This window comes from Streptomyces davaonensis JCM 4913 (genome assembly GCF_000349325.1).
GTDB classification, from domain to species: Bacteria; Actinomycetota; Actinomycetes; order Streptomycetales; family Streptomycetaceae; genus Streptomyces; species Streptomyces davaonensis.
The window spans coordinates 44,415-60,480 of the sequence record NC_020545.1 but is presented as its reverse complement, the minus strand read 5'-3'; the positions used below and the strand labels follow the sequence as shown (position 1 = coordinate 60,480).

The 16,066-nt window shown below is 69.3% G+C and carries 16 protein-coding genes and 1 pseudogene; 8 read left to right on the top strand and 9 right to left on the bottom strand.

Features of this window, described 5'->3' with window-relative positions; all coding sequences use genetic code 11:
- Positions 1 to 9 precede the first annotated feature (9 nt).
- Positions 10 to 894 carry a transcriptional regulator gene (locus BN159_RS42435; RefSeq protein ID WP_015449498.1) on the bottom strand — a complete coding sequence of 295 codons (885 nt, stop codon included), beginning with the start codon at positions 892 to 894 and terminating at the stop codon, positions 10 to 12.
- A complete protein-coding gene (locus BN159_RS45025) occupies positions 891 to 1,418 on the bottom strand; it encodes a hypothetical protein (protein WP_157901171.1) in 528 nt (175 codons plus the stop codon). The genes BN159_RS42435 and BN159_RS45025 overlap by 4 nt, the downstream gene beginning before the upstream one ends.
- Positions 1,419 to 1,884: 466 nt before the next feature.
- On the opposite strand from BN159_RS45025, the gene BN159_RS45975 reads away from it, so the two are divergent.
- Both BN159_RS45975 and BN159_RS42425 read left to right on the top strand, forming a co-directional pair.
- Entirely contained in the window at positions 1,885 to 2,124 is a 240-nt protein-coding gene (locus tag BN159_RS45975) for a hypothetical protein (RefSeq protein ID WP_157901170.1), read from the top strand.
- A gap of 101 nt (positions 2,125 to 2,225) precedes the next feature.
- Positions 2,226 to 2,642, top strand: coding sequence for a hypothetical protein (locus tag BN159_RS42425; protein ID WP_231905811.1), 417 nt, complete (start codon positions 2,226 to 2,228; stop codon positions 2,640 to 2,642).
- A gap of 335 nt (positions 2,643 to 2,977) precedes the next feature.
- Here the strand turns inward: BN159_RS42425 and BN159_RS42420 are convergent, their stop codons facing one another.
- From BN159_RS42420 to BN159_RS42410, 3 genes are all read right to left on the bottom strand, one after another.
- Positions 2,978 to 4,690 (bottom strand): zinc finger domain-containing protein, encoded by a 1,713-nt coding sequence (locus BN159_RS42420; RefSeq protein WP_051113713.1) that lies wholly within the window; start codon positions 4,688 to 4,690, stop codon positions 2,978 to 2,980.
- 69 nt (positions 4,691 to 4,759) lie between these two features.
- Positions 4,760 to 5,590 carry a DciA family protein gene (locus BN159_RS42415; protein ID WP_041822803.1) on the bottom strand — a complete coding sequence of 277 codons (831 nt, stop codon included), beginning with the start codon at positions 5,588 to 5,590 and terminating at the stop codon, positions 4,760 to 4,762.
- A complete protein-coding gene (locus BN159_RS42410; protein ID WP_051113712.1) occupies positions 5,590 to 7,347 on the bottom strand; it encodes a hypothetical protein in 1,758 nt (585 codons plus the stop codon). The genes BN159_RS42415 and BN159_RS42410 overlap by 1 nt, the downstream gene beginning before the upstream one ends.
- Before the next feature lie 1,238 nt (positions 7,348 to 8,585).
- Between BN159_RS42410 and BN159_RS42405 the strand changes: the two genes are divergently transcribed.
- Together BN159_RS42405 and BN159_RS42400 are read left to right on the top strand one after the other, a co-directional pair.
- Positions 8,586 to 9,233 (top strand): HAD family hydrolase, encoded by a 648-nt coding sequence (locus BN159_RS42405; RefSeq protein WP_015449488.1) that lies wholly within the window; start codon positions 8,586 to 8,588, stop codon positions 9,231 to 9,233.
- A gap of 4 nt (positions 9,234 to 9,237) precedes the next feature.
- A complete protein-coding gene (locus tag BN159_RS42400; RefSeq protein ID WP_015449487.1) occupies positions 9,238 to 10,077 on the top strand; it encodes an NAD(P)-dependent oxidoreductase in 840 nt (279 codons plus the stop codon).
- A gap of 7 nt (positions 10,078 to 10,084) precedes the next feature.
- Here BN159_RS42400 and BN159_RS42395 read toward each other — a convergent pair whose 3' ends face one another.
- From BN159_RS42395 to BN159_RS42380, 4 genes are all read right to left on the bottom strand, one after another.
- Entirely contained in the window at positions 10,085 to 10,639 is a 555-nt protein-coding gene (locus BN159_RS42395) for a GIY-YIG nuclease family protein (protein ID WP_041822800.1), read from the bottom strand.
- Positions 10,636 to 11,226, bottom strand: a complete 591-nt coding sequence (locus BN159_RS42390) for a phosphotransferase-like protein (protein WP_015449486.1) — start codon at positions 11,224 to 11,226, stop codon at positions 10,636 to 10,638. The genes BN159_RS42395 and BN159_RS42390 overlap by 4 nt, the downstream gene beginning before the upstream one ends.
- Positions 11,223 to 12,254, bottom strand: coding sequence for an AAA family ATPase (locus BN159_RS42385; protein ID WP_041822797.1), 1,032 nt, complete (start codon positions 12,252 to 12,254; stop codon positions 11,223 to 11,225). The genes BN159_RS42390 and BN159_RS42385 overlap by 4 nt, the downstream gene beginning before the upstream one ends.
- Before the next feature lie 197 nt (positions 12,255 to 12,451).
- Positions 12,452 to 13,216: a GntR family transcriptional regulator gene (locus BN159_RS42380; protein ID WP_015449484.1), complete on the bottom strand. Its 765-nt coding sequence runs from the start codon at positions 13,214 to 13,216 to the stop codon at positions 12,452 to 12,454.
- A 464-nt stretch (positions 13,217 to 13,680) separates the two neighbouring features.
- Here BN159_RS42380 and BN159_RS43145 point away from each other — a divergent pair, with 464 nt between their 5' ends.
- The 4 genes and pseudogenes from BN159_RS43145 (at position 13,681) to BN159_RS42360 (ending at position 16,051) form a co-directional block, all read left to right on the top strand.
- Positions 13,681 to 14,466, top strand: a complete 786-nt coding sequence (locus BN159_RS43145; protein ID WP_051113711.1) for a hypothetical protein — start codon at positions 13,681 to 13,683, stop codon at positions 14,464 to 14,466.
- Positions 14,467 to 14,700: 234 nt separating this feature from the next.
- Complete coding sequence (locus tag BN159_RS42370; RefSeq protein WP_015449482.1) at positions 14,701 to 14,958, top strand: WhiB family transcriptional regulator; 258 nt, start codon at positions 14,701 to 14,703, stop codon at positions 14,956 to 14,958.
- A gap of 285 nt (positions 14,959 to 15,243) precedes the next feature.
- Positions 15,244 to 15,432 (top strand): annotated as a pseudogene (locus BN159_RS47340) (DUF5999 family protein); the annotation flags it as partial.
- Positions 15,433 to 15,679: 247 nt separating this feature from the next.
- A complete protein-coding gene (locus tag BN159_RS42360) occupies positions 15,680 to 16,051 on the top strand; it encodes a hypothetical protein (RefSeq protein ID WP_015449479.1) in 372 nt (123 codons plus the stop codon).
- The last annotated feature ends 15 nt before the right edge of the window (positions 16,052 to 16,066 follow it).

Genomic DNA, 16,066 nt, shown 5'->3' with positions numbered 1-16,066 from the left:
GCGGTGTGATCACTCCTGGGGGTCGGTGTCGGGGAAGAGCTCGTTCAGTGCCCCTCGGGCGTGGTGGTCCAGTGTGTGGGTGATGGCCGGGGACAGGCCGACGATGCCCGGGATGGCGCCCGGGGCTATGCCGCACAGGTAGCGCAGGACGGTGATGTCCATCTGGTCGGCGGGCAGGCGGGCGATCGCGTCGAAGAACCGTGCGTGGATGTCGATGCGGGCCAGACGCTCGCCCAGGTCGCCGGCCTCGGCCTGCGCGGTCGTGCAGAACGCCGCGGCCCGTAAGTCGGGATGTCCGGCGGGCCGCCTGGGAGTGCGGGACAGGACCGTCGAGCGCAGCAGCTGCCAGGCGTGGCGGGGCGTATCGGGGCTGGCCGTCGCCTGGTCCCAGGTGAGCCAGAGGATGTCGAAGGTCTCCCCCACCGCCTGCCGCGCCCGGGGCTCGGACTGGAGGAAGACCTGCGCGTAGGCGGTGTAGGGCCGCCACATGGCCTGGGTGAGTCCCAGGTGGGCGACGGGCGGTTCCTCCACCACGTCGGTGCGCACATCACGGATCCGGCTACGGATCCATGCCGTGTTCTTGTCGGCCTCCACGGCGGCCGCCTTCCACAGCCTCAGCAGCGGGCCGACGGGGATCTCCAGCGCACGGACCACGCTGTAGGTGATCTCCCAGCCGGGGTAGTAGCCCTTGCCTCGCAGGAGTTCCGACAGGCGGGCCTTGGAATAACCGGAGCGGCTGACCAGGTCGTCGAGCGTCAGGCCGCTCGCGACGAGCCGGCTACGGACGGGCTCCAGCCACGTCCGGTGCGCCAGACCGGCACTCTCACAGATCGGCTCCGGTGGGCGGCCGCGACGTTGAGGAGGATCCCCTCCGGGCTGCTCGGGCAGTTTCACCGTGCTGGCTCCTCACTCCCGGCCGGCGAAGCCTCCGCCGGCCGCTGCCGTAAGCGACGCCGCCGGCTGCCCTGGGCCGCGCCGGAGCGCACCTCCGCACCGATGAACACCGAAACGATCTGCTGGATAAGGAGCCCGAGCGAAGGCAGTAGCGCGGCCACGGCCGCAAGTTGCCCCAGCGCGGTCATCACCGCGCTCCACGTGAGGACCGCCGCCAGCACGGCCACGATCATCACTTGCTTGCTTGTCATGTCACCTTCCCGGAAAGATACGAGCGTCTGGAAAGGCTCCTCCGGGGCGGTGCTGATGCGCCCGCGGAGGAGTTGCACGACAGCATGCTGCGCCGGGCGCACACCACTCAACGTGATCATGAGATTGCGGAACAATGACACCGCGTCACCCGCCAGACGCTTTCCGTCCGTTACTCCATGACAGTCACCAGCAGTAGCAAATCTTGGCTGAATGAACGCTTTTGGTGGCGAAACCGTACTTCTCGTTGCGACGCCGACGGGATCGCGCACCATAGAACACGGACGCCTCCCCCGGCGTCACACCTTCCTGTCTGGAAGGCCTGCGGCCCCCTTGTGCTGAAGAACGACCGAAGGGGACCGCCCCGCTTCCGTCCAGCCGCCCACGCGCTGGGCGGAAGCGGACCCGCGGCACGCCCCCACCTCTTCGACCCGGCCGCGCCGAACAGCTTCTGACCACGCCCCTTTTGCAGGGCGTTCCCGAGAGGTCAGGCTCACACGAGCGGGCCGACGGCGGCGACGAAGGCGTTGTGCGCGGCCTGGGCCGCGTCGGCGCAAGCGTCGCGGTCAGCCCGGGCGGGGGCCTCGTGCAGGGAGAAGGTGACGCCGACGATTCGGTCGGCGAGCGCCAGAAGCCGTTGTGCGTCTGCAGCGAGTGACAGTTGGGACGTTGTTGGGGGCGCTTGCCTTCTCGGTTCGAGGGTGGCGGTAGCGCAGCGCGGGATTCGTCGTTGTCCCAGGCATGAGCCTGATGAGGGATGACAGAAGCGATGTGGTGTTCGCCCAGCTGACGGGTGCCTACTGGTTGGACGACGCTGGTGAAGACTGTTGGAGACGACTTGCCCGGCAGGATGGTCAGCGGCCTGCGTCATCGGGTGAAGGTCTCGATCCTGTTGGCCGGTTGAACTGGCTGCGCGCGGTCATGCTGCCGGTCGCGGTGGTGACGGTGACGGCCGCGCTGGTGGTGGGGACGCTTGCCTGAACGTTTTGGCCTGGAGTGAAGAAAAGGCTGAGATCCCCGACGCACAGCGGCGCCTGTGCTCGGATGTGGCCATGGAGCCGATATGGACGAGCGTTGTGGCAGTGGCAGGCACGCTGTTGGGCGCTGTTGCCACCTATCCGTTTCAGCGACTCGCGGCGAAGCAACAGACGTTGCGCGATGAGCGGATCGCCGCGTACACCGCCTTCGCGGCCGCGATTGAGGATTTCAGGTGGGGCCAAGCCGAACGTTTCTTCCACAAGCGGCGGAATGACGAGGAGGCGTACAAGAGGGCATACCACGAGGGCCACCGTCTGCGGACGACCGCGCGCCAAGCGTTCTACCGCCTCAAGCTGGTCACCGACGACGACTCCCTGGTGACCCTCGCGCGGGCAGCTCTGGACCGTACGCGGGACATACACAATGCCGAGCAGGATGCTGAAGCGCGGGATCGGCTGAACGGGACGGCCAAAGAGGCCATCGAAGCCTTCGTCGACTACGCATCGAAGCATGTCCAATGACCCAGACCGACGCACCGCTCCGGAGGCCGATTCGAACGTCTCCGCACAGCATTCGATGCCCACGACCTGCACTGAAGTACTACTCGCCTTGCTACGCCGGGCTCAACACGGCTTCTGACCTGGAGCCTTGTGACTTGGATAGCGTCCCATGAAGGGGTGTTGTCGAGTTGTCCCGCCACAGGCCTGTCCTGCCGGGCCGCTCGCTCGGCACGCGCCCGCCGCATCACGAGGGCGCGGGTGACCTCGGCTTTACGGCGACGCTGGACGCGGGCCGTCTCGATCGGGGCCGGCTGGTCATCCGAGGACACTAGTGACCTGTGCGTCCTCACCGTGGCTCATGCCGACTCCTCACCGGCTTGCCTCTGCGCCCGTTCGGCCCTCGATCGGTGTACGCCGCCGCTCGGTGAGGTGCAGCGTGCGCCGGGCGGTTTTCCGCAGTCGGGGCAGGCGATGTCGTACGCCCCTGGTGCCCGCCAGCGTCGGTCCGCTTTGGCCTGGCGGTCCGCCAGGATGGGCTCGATCCGCTCGTAGTGGGGGCTCTTCGACACGGCGCCTGTACCGGTCCGGGCGTTGGTGACACAGTTCTTGCCCACCACGGCTCCGCAGCGCGGGCAATTCTTCTTGATCCAGTACCGGCGGGCCACCTGCTGGTGCCGCACCGCCTGCGGCACCCCCAGTGCAGGGGCGGGGCGGGCGGCCTGCGCCAGCGGCCAGCCGATGCCAGCGCGCGTCTTCCAGACGTCGATCTGCTCCTGCTGATCAGCGTCGACGCGGTCGCCAGCATCGGATGCTGCGTGCAGGAGCTCTCGCACCAGTTTGCGCATCACCTTCGGGGACCCGGTGTCCCCGCGGCGGTGCAGCGTCGCCAGCAGCGTCCGCACCCGGTCGGCTGCCCGCCGCGCCCGGGCGTCCTGCTGTTCGGCCAGCCTGGCCGCCGCCCTGGCCTGCAACTGCTCCGCGTAGGCGTGCTGTTGCTCCGCGAGGTACCCGGCCGCCACGTCGACAAGGGTGATCTCGTTGGCGGTGCGGTCGTGGCTTGCGGTCGCGTTGACGCGCGCCAGCAGGCGGCGGACCTGCACGGTGTCCCTCGCAGCGAGGGCGTCCTCCAGGCGGGAGAAGAGCGCGTGCCTCACCTGGGTCTGGTCCTCCAGCCAGCGTTCCGCGTCCGCGGCGGCGGCCGCCAACTGGTCCTGGAGCTCTCCCTGAACGCCGGTCAGATCGGCGATGTCGCGGCGCACCTGGGTGACCGTGAGGACGGATTCCACCCTCATGGCGTCGGCCAGCTTGCGCAGCAGCACCTGTGCTCGCGCGCGGGCGTCCGGGGCCTTCCTTGTCTTGGCCACGCCCCACTGGGTGACGGGGCGTGTGCTGCGGGAGCGCACTATCTGCTCCACCGCCGGCGTCAACAGACCGCGCTCCGTCATCTCGCAGTCGTCCAGCGCGAACCACTCGGTTTCCCGGGCGAACGCCTCGGTGCCGATGCGGACCGTGCGGGTGGTGCCGTCGCTGTCCAGCCGGATGCGGTGGACGTACCAGCGGTCGATCAGCGTGTCCCGATCCACCGGCACCGACACCCCGAGCACCGGCTCACGGCCGTCCTGGTCCCACGCGGGTGGCACCGCCTGGTCCAAGTGCACGCGCAGTCCACCGCGGGGGATCTGGATGTCCACGACCGAGCCGATCGGCGCCCCGTCCGGCTGGACGAACTCGACGTCGGCCTCCGCGCCCCGGCTGCGGAGCCAGGCGGCGGCAGCCGACTTCACGTACAGGTGGTCGGCGCTGCTGACCCCGCGGGCACGGCGGCCGCACAGATATGGGTGGCCGTCGGGGCCCGGGTGGTGGGCGAAGTGACAGACCCGGTCGGTGTACAGCTTGGTGGTCAGCTGCATGCCACAGCCTCCGAGCAGCAGCCCGCACCAGAACGTGTCGTACTCGTGCCGGCGGCGGAAGGCGTCCAGCTCGATCGCCTCCAGCGGCAGTATCAGCGGTTCCTCCGAGTCCGCGCCGCCCAAGACCGCCGTCTGGATCTGCCGCCTGTCACCCCGCACGAAACCCCCGCCCTTCGTCCCAACTCATCGTGCCACCCATGCTGTTGACCTGACAGAGCATCACCGTGCTCACGCCGTTGTACGCATCGGGGCAGGCTCGGCAGCAGCGGCCGGCGTGCCATCCTGTCGGGCGGCACGTTCCGCCCGGGCCCGGCGCAGCGCCAGGGCACGGGTGGCCTCGGACTCACGGCGGCGCTGAACACGGGCCGCCGCGATCTGGGCCGGCTCACCGTCCGGTGCTGACTCCGGCTCGGGGAACGCACGGGCGCGGAACTCGTGCATCGCCTTCGTCTGCCGCTCCACCGCTTCCGCGATGTACGGGTCGCCCCGGCTCGGGTGCGCGGCGGACTGGTGCGCGGCGAGCGCGCGACGGTAGCCCTCACACGCGTTCTCTCTGGTCTTCGTTGGCACCAGCGGCGCGGTCGCTGGCTGCAGGGCGGCATCGTCCAGGTCAGGCGCGGACACCGAGCCAGGCGCGAGGATCCGCAGGGCGCGCACCACGGTGCGGCCGGCCGACTCATTGACTGCCTCCATGACCCGGGCCTGCTCCAGGCGCAGTTTCGTCGCCCAGGCCGCCGACTCCGGGCACACGGTGAGCCGGCCCGAGTCGGCGTCATACCCGACGGCCGCGACGTGCCCGGCGAGCTCGGGGGCGATGGCCGCCCACCGCTCCCGCAGCGTCGCACCGGCGGCCGGGAGCTCCCAGGCCCGCTCGGTCACCAGCGCAACGATCGCGGCACCGAGCCCCATCGGCTCTCGCCCACCGCGCCGGACCACCCGAGTCGTACGCGGCTTCGACTGCACCGTGCGGCCGCCGCCGTTCTTCTGTGCCGCCGCCTTGGCAGCGCGCAGGGCGACCCGGGCCAGGTCGATGCCACTGAGCTGTGGGTTCTCGGTCATCACGCCACCTCCCCGGCCAGTTCCTGGACGCGGTGGACACCGCAGACGCTCCGGGACGGCAGGGCCTTGCGGCCGCACGGCGCGGTCCCGTCCCGGTCCGAGCAGGTCTCTTGCCCGGCCGGTGCGGCGGCGGGCGTGGCCACGACGGCGGCGCCCAGCGCAGCGGCCTCCTCGCGGCAGAGCTTGCACAGGCCGTCCTCGAGGGCTCGGCCGACCACGATGATCCGGGCGCCGCAGTCCCCGCAGGAACCGCGCGGCGGACCCTCCGGCTCGCGTGGCGCCGGGACCGGTGCAGGGTTGCGCATCGCGTCGTCCAGCACGCAGTCGGCGCAGCGTCCGGCCGAGCCGGGACGGGTGCCGTGCTCGAGGCACAGGCCCTGCTCGATACGCTGGGCGCGCCTCCGGGCAGCAGCCTTGTCCTGGACGATCTCGGCGCACACCTCGCAGTCCTTGCCGGTCGACCACAGAACACCGGCCTCGCAGTCCTGGTAGCCGCAGCCCCAGCGCGGCAGGGCCACCCCGAGCAGCCACCGGCCCGGGTCCCGGATCTTCGAGAGCATCACCTTGGCGAACCGGGCGGTCAGCCGGTGGTGCAGGCGGTCGGCGTCGGTGCCCTCGCGCAGCTGGCGGCCCACCTCACGAGCGATCTGCCGGACGACGAAGTCGCTGTGCACACGCTCCAGCAGCAGGTGCACCGGCTCCAGCACGGCGTAGATGTGCGGGCGCATGGCCAACTGCGGTCCGTCGTACGACGCCCGCGGGGACCCCCCGCCCCTGCTGCTGCGCTTTTCGGTTTCCGGCTTCGAGGGGGAGGGCTGGTTGTTTCCACCCGCGCGAAGCGCGAGACCAGCGTCGGCTTCCGTACGCGCAGCAGCGTAAGCCGGGTTTTCCACAGCCCTGGCGCCCTCAACTACCGGTACCTCGCCTACGGCGGGTGAGAGGAACGCGCGCTCGTCATTCGGTGAGTCAGTCCTAGGTGATTCCTTATTCGCGAGGGATCCCTCACCAACCGGCGAACCGGATCCCTCACCAACTTGGGAACTAGCCCACTCCTGCGAACCACTGGTCCCAGCCGCCTCAGCATCCACGGCGATTGCCACGCAGCCACCGTCCGGACGGGCCTCGGGAGCGATGTCGTGCGCGATGTACTGGTGACGCCCCTGCGCCCCCGCACGCCGCTGCACCGTCATCCAGCGCGTCGCCTCCACCTCGTCCACGACCGCCGACGCCGCCGTCACCGAGATCGGTTGACCTGCCTTCCGGCCTGAGTGGTGCCGCAGGCCGGCCGCCAGCTCCGCCTCCGTCAGCGCGATCCCCCGCGCCTGCGCGAAGGCGATCAGCGCGTACGCGCGCAGCTGCCGGGGCGTGAGGTCTTCCGCGGCCGCCACCGGCAGCCACACGAACGCCTCCCTACGGGTCATCGTTCGCACCGTCCGCAACGCCGACGTGCCCGTGCCGCCCGGCAGCGTCCGACGATCCGAGACCAGCTCCACCACACCGTCCGGCCCCGGACGGCGCAGCTGCGTCATCCCGCGCTCCACCGACGCCGGCGACATCCCCAGATACGAGGCGATCGTCGACGACTTCGCCTGGCACCCCTCCGGACGCAGCCCGAGCGCCTTCACCTTCACGTACACCGACAACGCGACATCGGAGTACGCCGCCGACGACACCAGACGCATCGGCACCCGCACCTGCTGCCGCCGAACCGGCGCCCTCTTGTCCACGGCAGCGATCGACGCCGCGTCCGCGCTCACTGGCCCACCCGAAAAGAACGCGCAGCATGACCCATCAGACGACCCTGGGCCAGATCACCTGTGGACAGAGCGGGTCCAACCCCGAGCAGCCCCAGCGCTCCCGCCCGGCGAGCAAGACTCTTGAAATGGCTCCCGCCATCCGGGACGGCGCGCCTCCGACCCAGGGTCCCGCGGCCGTGGATGTCGTCGTTCGTACCGGCTGCCTGACGGCGGCCGGGGTACGTCGCCGGGGCCCCGCCGTGCGGGTGCGGAGCAGCGCCAATAGCGGGACATAGGGGGCGAATCGGGCTGCTAAATGCCTCAATGCGCGACATCACACACCGACTAACCGGCATGAAACGGGCATAGCTGGGCTGGCCAAAGACCAAAGCGTCGTGCAGAATGACGACGTCCTCCTTCTATGAAGCAGGTACAACGAAGCCCCCTCGGGGCGCTTCGGGTTCTGTGGAGAACCGATTTCGAACCGCTCGCAGCCGGCGGCAACCGGGGCGGGCAGCTCCTCCACGAGGCGGGCAAACCTCACGGAGAGCAGATGGGCGCTGGAACTGGTGACGGGCAATCACCGGGAGCCAGGCCCGGGGCGGTCAGAAGTCCTGCACAGCAGGCGCCGCCCCCAGAGACCTACGTCATCCCGACCCCCTCACCAGAGGGGCGAACCGGGGTGCGCGCGGACAGCACGAACACCCCGTCGAAGGACCAGCAACGGCCACGGTTGCTGGGCCCACGGCGGGGTGCGGTGTGTCGGGTGACGGGTACGGGTACCCTGATCACGTCGGCACCTTCCTTCTCGCGAAAAGGGTGCTCGGCAGGCCTTCGGACCCCTGCTACAAGGTCCGTCGGCCACGTGGCCCCTCCCGGCTTGCTCAAGGCCGGTCGACGGGGCCACTCTTTTTGATCAACGCTGGGGGCCACTGTATCGCTCCCGCCGAACCCCGCGCCGTCCTGGGGCACACGTGTCGCAAAGCGACACGGCCACTGACGTCCCGTCACGACCTGATACCTCCCTGCTGAATTCGCCCCTCACCAGGACCAACTGCACCACTCACGGGGCCAGTGCTCCTGATCCGAACAAGGATCAGCCCGCAAGCCAAGAAGATTTGCCCGGACACCCCCGCGAATACCGCCACGCGGGATACAACCTGCATGCGGCGCCCGCCCCACGGGCCGCAGCAGCCCCCAGCCGTCCGGAGAATGGGCGCTGAACCAGACCACGCGGCACCGCCGATAGGCTCGCTGACGTGCAGCGACTCGCCCTCTTCGATCTGGACGGCACGCTGGTCGACCGGCAGGCCGCCCTCGGCAACGCCGTGACCGACCTGTGCCGAGCCCACGGCTTCGGCCTCCCGGTCGAACAATGGCTTCGCACCCAGCTCGCCGAACGGGCGAATGCCAGCGACTTCGCCCAGCTGCGCGCCGTCTTCAACTTGACCGAGCCCGCTGCGGATCTGTGGCAGGAGTACGTCGGCATGATGGCGGCCGCCGTCACGTGCCGCCCCGAAGTCCTCGAGGGACTGGCCGAACTCCGGGCCGCAGCATGGACGATCGGCATCGCCACCAACGGCGCCTCCGACATCCAGCGCGCCAAACTCGCCGCGACCGGCCTCGCCGACCTGGTCGACGGCGTCGCCGTATCGGGCGACCTGGAGATCCGCAAACCGGACCTTGCCCTCTTCGAACTCGTGGCCTCCCGTTGCGGCGCCAGCCTCACGGACGGCGGCTGGATGGTCGGCGACAACCCGGCCGGGGACATCGGCGGCGGCCACCAAGCCGGACTGCACACCATCTGGCTGCGCGGCCGACCCTGGCCTGACGGCCCTCCCACCGCGCACCACATCGTCGACGACGTCACCGACGCCATCGCCATCCTGATCAACGAGACGGAGTAGCACCGTGGACCAGCCGACCGTCGGCATCCTGCACCCGGGCACCATGGGTGCCGCCGTCGCTGCCTGCGCCTCGGCCAACGCGGCCGAGGTCCTGTGGTGCGAAGCCGGGCGTAGCACTGCGTCCGCGGAGCGTGCCGCGCAGTTCGGCCTGACGCGCGTGGCCACGCTGGCGGAGTTGCTGGACCGCAGCGACATCGTCATCAGCCTCTGCCCGCCAGCCGCCGCCGAGGACCTGGCCCACGACGTCGCCAGGCACCGCTTTACCGGGGTGTATGTGGACGCGAACGCCATCAACCCTGCGCGGGCGCAGCGGATCGCCGCGCTGCTCGCACCGGACGCGACCGTCGTGGACGGCGGCGTCGTCGGCTCCCCGCCGGTCGGTGGCAAGGCGCCAACCTTGTACCTGTCCGGCCCGGGTAACGCGACCGCTCGCATCGAGACGCTGTTCACAGGTACTGCCGTCCGCACGGCAGTACTAGGCACGGGAATCGGGAAGGCATCGGCGCTGAAGCTGGCGTACGCCAGCTTCCAGAAGACGTCGCGGGTGCTGGTGGCGCTCGCGGTCGGGATGGCGCGCGAGCACGGCGTCGACCAGGAGCTCATCGAGGTCGCTTCCCGGCGCGCCGACTCGTACCTCTCCGAGCCGCAGTACATTGCCAAGACCGCCGCGCGAGCCTGGCGCTGGGGCCCGGAGCTGGAGGAAGCCGCCGACACCCTCGCGGCCGCCGGCCTTCCGCCGGAGATGCTGCGCGCGGCCGCGTCCACGCTGGCCCGGTGGAACGACGCCAAGGACGACAGCGAGCTCACGCTCACCGACGCCCTGGACCAACTCGCCCGCCCGTAGCACGCGCTCATGCCGTCTGTACCTCCGGGAAACGCTCAGCCCAGAGGCGACCTTCCCAGCTCGTCGCATGCACGACGAAGTCGGGGTCGGCTAGGTAGACGGAACGCCCGGTGCGGCAATCGACACAGCCGCTACTGGCTTTGCACTGATGGAGCACGTCCTCGCTGGAGCCAGGCGAATCCAGGGTGATCCCGTGCGCCGCGAGAACAGTGGTGATGCGCCGAGGGAACCGATCGTCCCAGCGCGCGCCGCCGAAATGCGCTGTGAAGGAGGCGGCAGGGCGGCTGGAACGGAGGCGACCGACACCAAGAGCCACTGCTGCGTGTACTTCTTCTACCGGGTCGGTACCCAGCTCGAACCACTCACCGTGCTTCCGGTAGGCGCTGAAGTAGCAGTGCAACGCCTCTTCCAGAACCTGCCCGCCCTCGAACGTGGCCAACAGCGCAAGACGCACTGGAGACCCCACCTGGATGGTCCAGAGGCGCCTCTCGGGAGCTGTGCTGCGTCCGATCTTCACATTGCGAGAGCCGGGTGAGCCGATGACGTACACGTGCTCGGTCATGCATGTCCCTTCTGATCGCCTGGAGCGGACGCTGCTCTGGAGCTCCCGGCTACCAGCCGGTCGATGAGCCGAGCTGCTTCCTCCGGCGGTGTCGTAGTGGTGTCCACCGTGAGGTCCCAGACCATGCCTGGATGCGAGTCCATGTCCTCGCGGGTCGCCTCCCAGGCCGCAACACGCGCCAGGGTGTCGCTGTCCCCCCGGCCCGCGGACCGCTCTGCGGTCGCCTGGCGCGGGCACCACAGCAGCACCAGCGACCAGTCCGCCGGGTAGCCGTCGATCAGGGCCCGGATGCCGTCGACCTGCCCGAGGTGCACCACCGGCACCCCGGCCGCGAACGCCGCGTCCAGCCCCGGCCGGTCCAGCACGTACGTGTTGCCGTAGCGGCTGTTCGCGTAGACGACCCCGTCCGCAGCTTCCAGCTCGCGCAGCTGCTCCGCTGTGCCCATCCGGTAGCCGGTCGACTTGCCCGACCCGACTTTGAGCCGTGCAAACTGGCCGTACTGCGGGCGCAGCTGGGTGAGCGCCGTGGTGACGGTGTCCTTGCCCGCGGCTGGCGGGCCATACAAAACAACTCCCTGCCGCCTCATACGGACATCGCCCCGATCGCCTGCCGTGCCTGGTCCGCCAGCGAGATTGCGCTGCCCAGGCGGTTGTCAACCACGAGATGAGGGACGACGGGACGAAGGGCCACATCGATCGTGGCCAAGTACTCGTCCCAACGTTCCAGCTTCCAAGCATCCCTAGCCGCACCGCGGTGCGAGATGTATTCGTGCATCGACTCCACATCGCACCGCACCCAAATCGGCGCGACGTCGACACCCTGCGCTGAACAGCGGTTGATCAGCCGTTGCATCCACTCTTCATTGGTGAGCTCGGCGATGAACGGCGCCGTCACCACGGTGGAGATCTGGCAGCTCACGTTCGAGTACACGGCCTGCATCAATGCCGCGTACTCCGCAGGACGCACCCGATCGCGGTAGATCTCCGTGTGCCGATCGTGCGGCTGCGACCCCAACGAGGTGAGCAACAGCTCCACGAGCGGCCGCGTCAACGGGTCCTTGTCGACCAGAGGCCAGCCCGTCAACTGCGTCAAAAACCGGGCGAACTCCGTCTTCCCCGACCCGGCATAACCACCCACCAGCACCACACACGGCCTATGCGGATCACCGCCCGTGCGACGGCGCTTCCACGCCTCCATCACCCGCTGCTGCCAACCGAAGCTGTCGAACCCGTCTCCGTCCGAGATCCGCGTCAGCGCCCGCTCCACAGCGATCACATGCGATCCGTTGCGCTGCTCCGGCAGCGGCGTCACCTCGAACTGCGTCTCCTCCCCCGGCAAAGCCGGCCGGAACCCGAGCGACGGCTCCGTAGCCCGGTAGAGCAAGCAGTACGCGCGGCGGTACGGCGGACCGGGATAGCTCTCGCCCGTCTCGTGCATGCTCAGCGTCTGCGGATTCGCAGCCGGCACCGTCACCCGAGCCTGCTCAGCCACAACACGCAGCCGCTCACCGGCCTCCTCCAACGTCAGCCCATGCGCCTCACGGTGTTCACGCAGCCTGTCCGGACGCCATCCCGCACGCTGTCTCCCCACCCCATGACCCTCCGTCTGCACCATGCCTCGGAGCCTAGGCGCGGGCCCCGAGAACCCGTGTGTAGCCAGTCGTTGAAAACGCGTTGAGGAACTCGTTCACCGAAGTGACGAGCTCTTCGTGATGGGCCTCCGAGCTCTGTGCGGGTGTGATGGCACCTGCACGTTCGACGGTTTGGGAGGCATCACCAGTGGCTGCTTGTGCTTGGCCAGACACATTGGTGTCAGGCGTCGAATTCGTAGTCCAACACGTACGCTGCCGTGTCCATGGTCATCTCGTTGATCTCCACCGCTCGCCCAGCTGCGTCAAATGCCGTCCGGGCCAACTTGATTACGGCCCTGTCGGTAGGGATGGACAACCGAGCTGCCTCATCCACCGTGGGCAGGCGTACTCGGATCTCCTCACGGAAATGCGTCGGTGCGTGTCCGAGGTCGGACAACCGGGCGTAGATCCCGCCGGGGCCAGTGTCCGCTTGAGTGATGGGGGAGCCTGTGACCAGCGCCTGTGGGAGGTAGGACGCGGCAAGCATGACAGGTCGTCCTTCCATGACGTACCGCCGACTGCGTACGCAGGCCTTCTCTTCAGGACCCAAGTCGAGCACGGTCCTGATGTGCTCAGGCGGGGATGCGTTTTGCTGCACCGTGATTTGGTCAACGTCTGGCGCACGGCTGTCGTCTGCCGACCAAATCGACTTCCCGCTCCCCCACTGGTCACTAGCCAGTCGGGGAATGCCGTGACGCCTGATGGGCTGGAACGACAGGACACGGGCACCTGCTCCCTTCTTGCTCTCGACCAGTCCTTCGGTGCTCAGAAGCTTGAGGGCCCTTCGGGCAGTGAGGCTGGCGACGCCATATTGCGCTGCCAGGGCGTTCTCACCTGGCAGCCGGTCGCCAGGCCTGAATCCGTCATCCCCGCGCTCAATCGCCGCCTTCAGGTCGTCAGCAATCTGCTGGACCTTCGTGCGCTGCGCGCCTGCCTCGTCCGTCATTCGTCTCCCTACCTCGGTAGCGATCCTAGGGCTGCTTGCTACCGAGGGGACCTAAGGGGCGCGTTGATCGTGTTGGGGATACGCGGATGGTACATCATCGGTAACGTACTTCTTGACATCGGTACCGAGGAGGCTTTCACTGGACCTCGGTAACGAGGTGCGGCTGGGTCTTCGGGCCCGACTCCCCCACCTGGATCTGCCTCAGGGCGGCGCCGGATGAGGGAGCCGGAACGTCGGTCCCCACAGCACCACCGCAGGAAGCCTCTTCCCCTCACGGGGAGGGCCGGGGTTGATAGCTCCACCAAATCCCCCGGACCAGTCACTGGCTGGTGTGGCTCCTGCGTTGCACGTCGCAGCGCAGATGCGCTGTCCGTCCGTCAGGACGCCGGGAATGACCCGTGCGGCCTGACGGGCGGAGAGAGCACCGCGACGCGCCCCGTCTCTCCGATCACGAGGAGTCCCCCATGGCGACCACGACGCCCGCAGTGCCGAAGGCCCGCAAGCGCCGCCGCAAGACTCGTACCCCGAACGTCAACCACCGCCCGCCGATCATCGCCTCCGACCTCAAAGCCAACGAGCTCGACTTAACGCCCGGCAAGGAGCACCTGGTCTGCCCCGGCTGCTCCACCTGGGTCCCGATCACCGGCATGCAGGGCACGCCGAAGCTGGTGCCCCACCACACCGGCCGCGCCAACGCCGCCGAACCGCGCCGCTGCACGGCTGGCAGTAACCGCCAGGTCGCCATCGACGTCGAGGTCGGCGCCTGGCACACGGAGCTGATCGAAGCGGTCCCGACCACTGCCTCCCGCCGTGCCACCAAGGTGCTGCCGAAGCCGAAGGTGAAGCCAGTCCTGGCCGCCAGCCAGATCAAGCCCGCCCCGCTCAGCGCGGAACAGGTCCGCCAGGCGTTCCGGCAGCACCAGCAGCAGTGCCTGGCCTGCAAGGGCGAGGCCACCGGCCGCGACGGACAGCCGCTGCCCTGCCGCGACGGCGAGCGCCTGGCCATCACCTTCCTTCGACTGCTCCGCCAGGAGCCCAAACGCCGGTCCGTTCGCGAGTTCTTCGCCCGGGAACGCCAGCGTTTTGATCGTCAGTACGTTGCGGTGGCCCCGGCGAAGCGGACGTCTGAGTGGGTTGCGGTGCTCCCGAGGGTGAAGGACGCCGACACTCGGCGCTCGCAGCTGCCCGTTGGTGATACGCCGACTGAGGCTCGCGGCGTGCCGCTTGAGCCCCTTCAGCCCACCCGCTGACTTGCACGAACGCCCACGGCCCCGGCCATCCCGAGTGATCGGGGAGGCCGGGGCCGTGGCTGCTCGTACGAGACAGCCTGAACAGCACGACAGCCCCGGTGACTTGAGACCCTCCGGGGCTGTCCAGGACCCGATTGGAGACCTGATGCCCACCAGCATCGCACGGAACGACGGCGACTCCGACCCGATCATGGACGAGGCCCTGCGCCGCGTCCGGCAGGGGAAGTGATCAGCATGGACTGGCGCCACCTGGCCTCGTGCCGCGAAGAGGACCCCGAGCTGTTCTTCCCCATCGGTAACACTGGCCCGGCGCTCCTGCAGATCGAGGAGGCCAAGGCCGTCTGCCGCCGCTGCCCGGTCATCGAGCACTGCCTGCAGTGGGCGTTGGAGTCCGGTCAGGACTCCGGTGTCTGGGGCGGACTGTCCGAGGACGAACGGCGCGCGATGAAGCGCCGCGCCGCCCGCAACCGGGCGCGGCAGGCGTCGGCATGACCGACGCCGACCAGAAGCGCCTGGAGGACGCGCTGCGTCGGACCAACGAGCAGCACGACTTCGGTCGCCGCGCTCACGGCTGATCAGCCCGCACCGCAGGACGGCATCCCAACTTCTGTCCCGCGCCACGCAGTTCCGCCAGGCCGGTCGCCCGCACCACGGGCGGCCGGCCTTTCTCACGCCTTCAGCCCGAGAGAGTCTCGGGCCCGCATCCCCGCAGGAGAGCCCATGCGTAGCAGCAACCAGCACGACACCGCGACGACCGGCACCACGCTGCCGGACTTGCTGTGCACGCACACCCCGACGTGCCCGACGGCCGACAGCCCGGACCGGGAGGCCGCGCACGTCGTGGCTGCCCACCCGGAGCAGGGCTGGAGCCTTCTCTGCAACGCTGTCCTGCTCTTCGAGGACACCGGTGAGCTGCTCCCCGACGGCCGGATCGTCGACCCGCACCGGCCCACCGGCGCCACACGGCCTCTTCGGCTCGCGGCCACCCACGCGCTCATCGGAGGCACGGCCCGCAGCGGGAAGACCGGCGCCGCTGCGCTGCTCCAGGCGGCGTCCCTGGCCAGTTCCTTCAGCACCTCGCGGTCGGCCTGACGGCTGCCTGATCCGCTCGCACCGCCCGCCGATCCCGGCGGCCGGGTCGGGCGGTGACTGGGAGCCGGGCAGTCCGGACCCGCCGGCCTCCGGGCCGGTGTACGCGATGTGAGGAGAGCACGTGCCCCAGCCCCAGACGCAGGCCGTACAGCCGAAGGTCACCTACACCAAGGGCGACATCGTCCTGTTCCGCGACGTCGAACGGTTCTGGCTCGGGCTTCCCGGCCACACCTTCGTCGGCCGAGTGGAGCGGTCCTGGACGCACGCCGACACCCGCAAGGTCCTCTACGACCTGACCGAGCTGAGCGGCAATCGCGCCCGCGCCGGGATCGACCCCGACTACATGCGGCTGCTCCCGGCCACGGACGCGATGCACGACATCGACACCGCGCCGCTGAGCGAGCCGGACACCGGGGCGATGACCCCGGCCGCCGTCGCCTGGCTGCGCCAGCACCTTGCGCAGGACGCGGCGCTGCCCGCACAGCACATCTGACCCCTGATCCGCCGC

What these genes read in the sequence shown, in the direction of transcription:
- BN159_RS45025 (WP_157901171.1), bottom strand. Translation starts at nt 1,418, where the DNA reads ATGGTGCGCGATCCCGTCGGCGTCGCAACGAGAAGTACGGTTTCGCCA.
- BN159_RS45975 (WP_157901170.1), top strand. Translation starts at nt 1,885, where the DNA reads ATGAGCCTGATGAGGGATGACAGAAGCGATGTGGTGTTCGCCCAGCTG.
- BN159_RS42415 (WP_041822803.1), bottom strand. Translation starts at nt 5,590, where the DNA reads ATGACCGAGAACCCACAGCTCAGTGGCATCGACCTGGCCCGGGTCGCC.
- BN159_RS42395 (WP_041822800.1), bottom strand. Translation starts at nt 10,639, where the DNA reads ATGACCGAGCACGTGTACGTCATCGGCTCACCCGGCTCTCGCAATGTG.
- BN159_RS42390 (WP_015449486.1), bottom strand. Translation starts at nt 11,226, where the DNA reads ATGAGGCGGCAGGGAGTTGTTTTGTATGGCCCGCCAGCCGCGGGCAAG.
- BN159_RS42385 (WP_041822797.1), bottom strand. Translation starts at nt 12,254, where the DNA reads ATGGTGCAGACGGAGGGTCATGGGGTGGGGAGACAGCGTGCGGGATGG.
- BN159_RS42380 (WP_015449484.1), bottom strand. Translation starts at nt 13,216, where the DNA reads ATGACGGACGAGGCAGGCGCGCAGCGCACGAAGGTCCAGCAGATTGCT.
- BN159_RS43145 (WP_051113711.1), top strand. Translation starts at nt 13,681, where the DNA reads ATGGCGACCACGACGCCCGCAGTGCCGAAGGCCCGCAAGCGCCGCCGC.
- BN159_RS42370 (WP_015449482.1), top strand. Translation starts at nt 14,701, where the DNA reads ATGGACTGGCGCCACCTGGCCTCGTGCCGCGAAGAGGACCCCGAGCTG.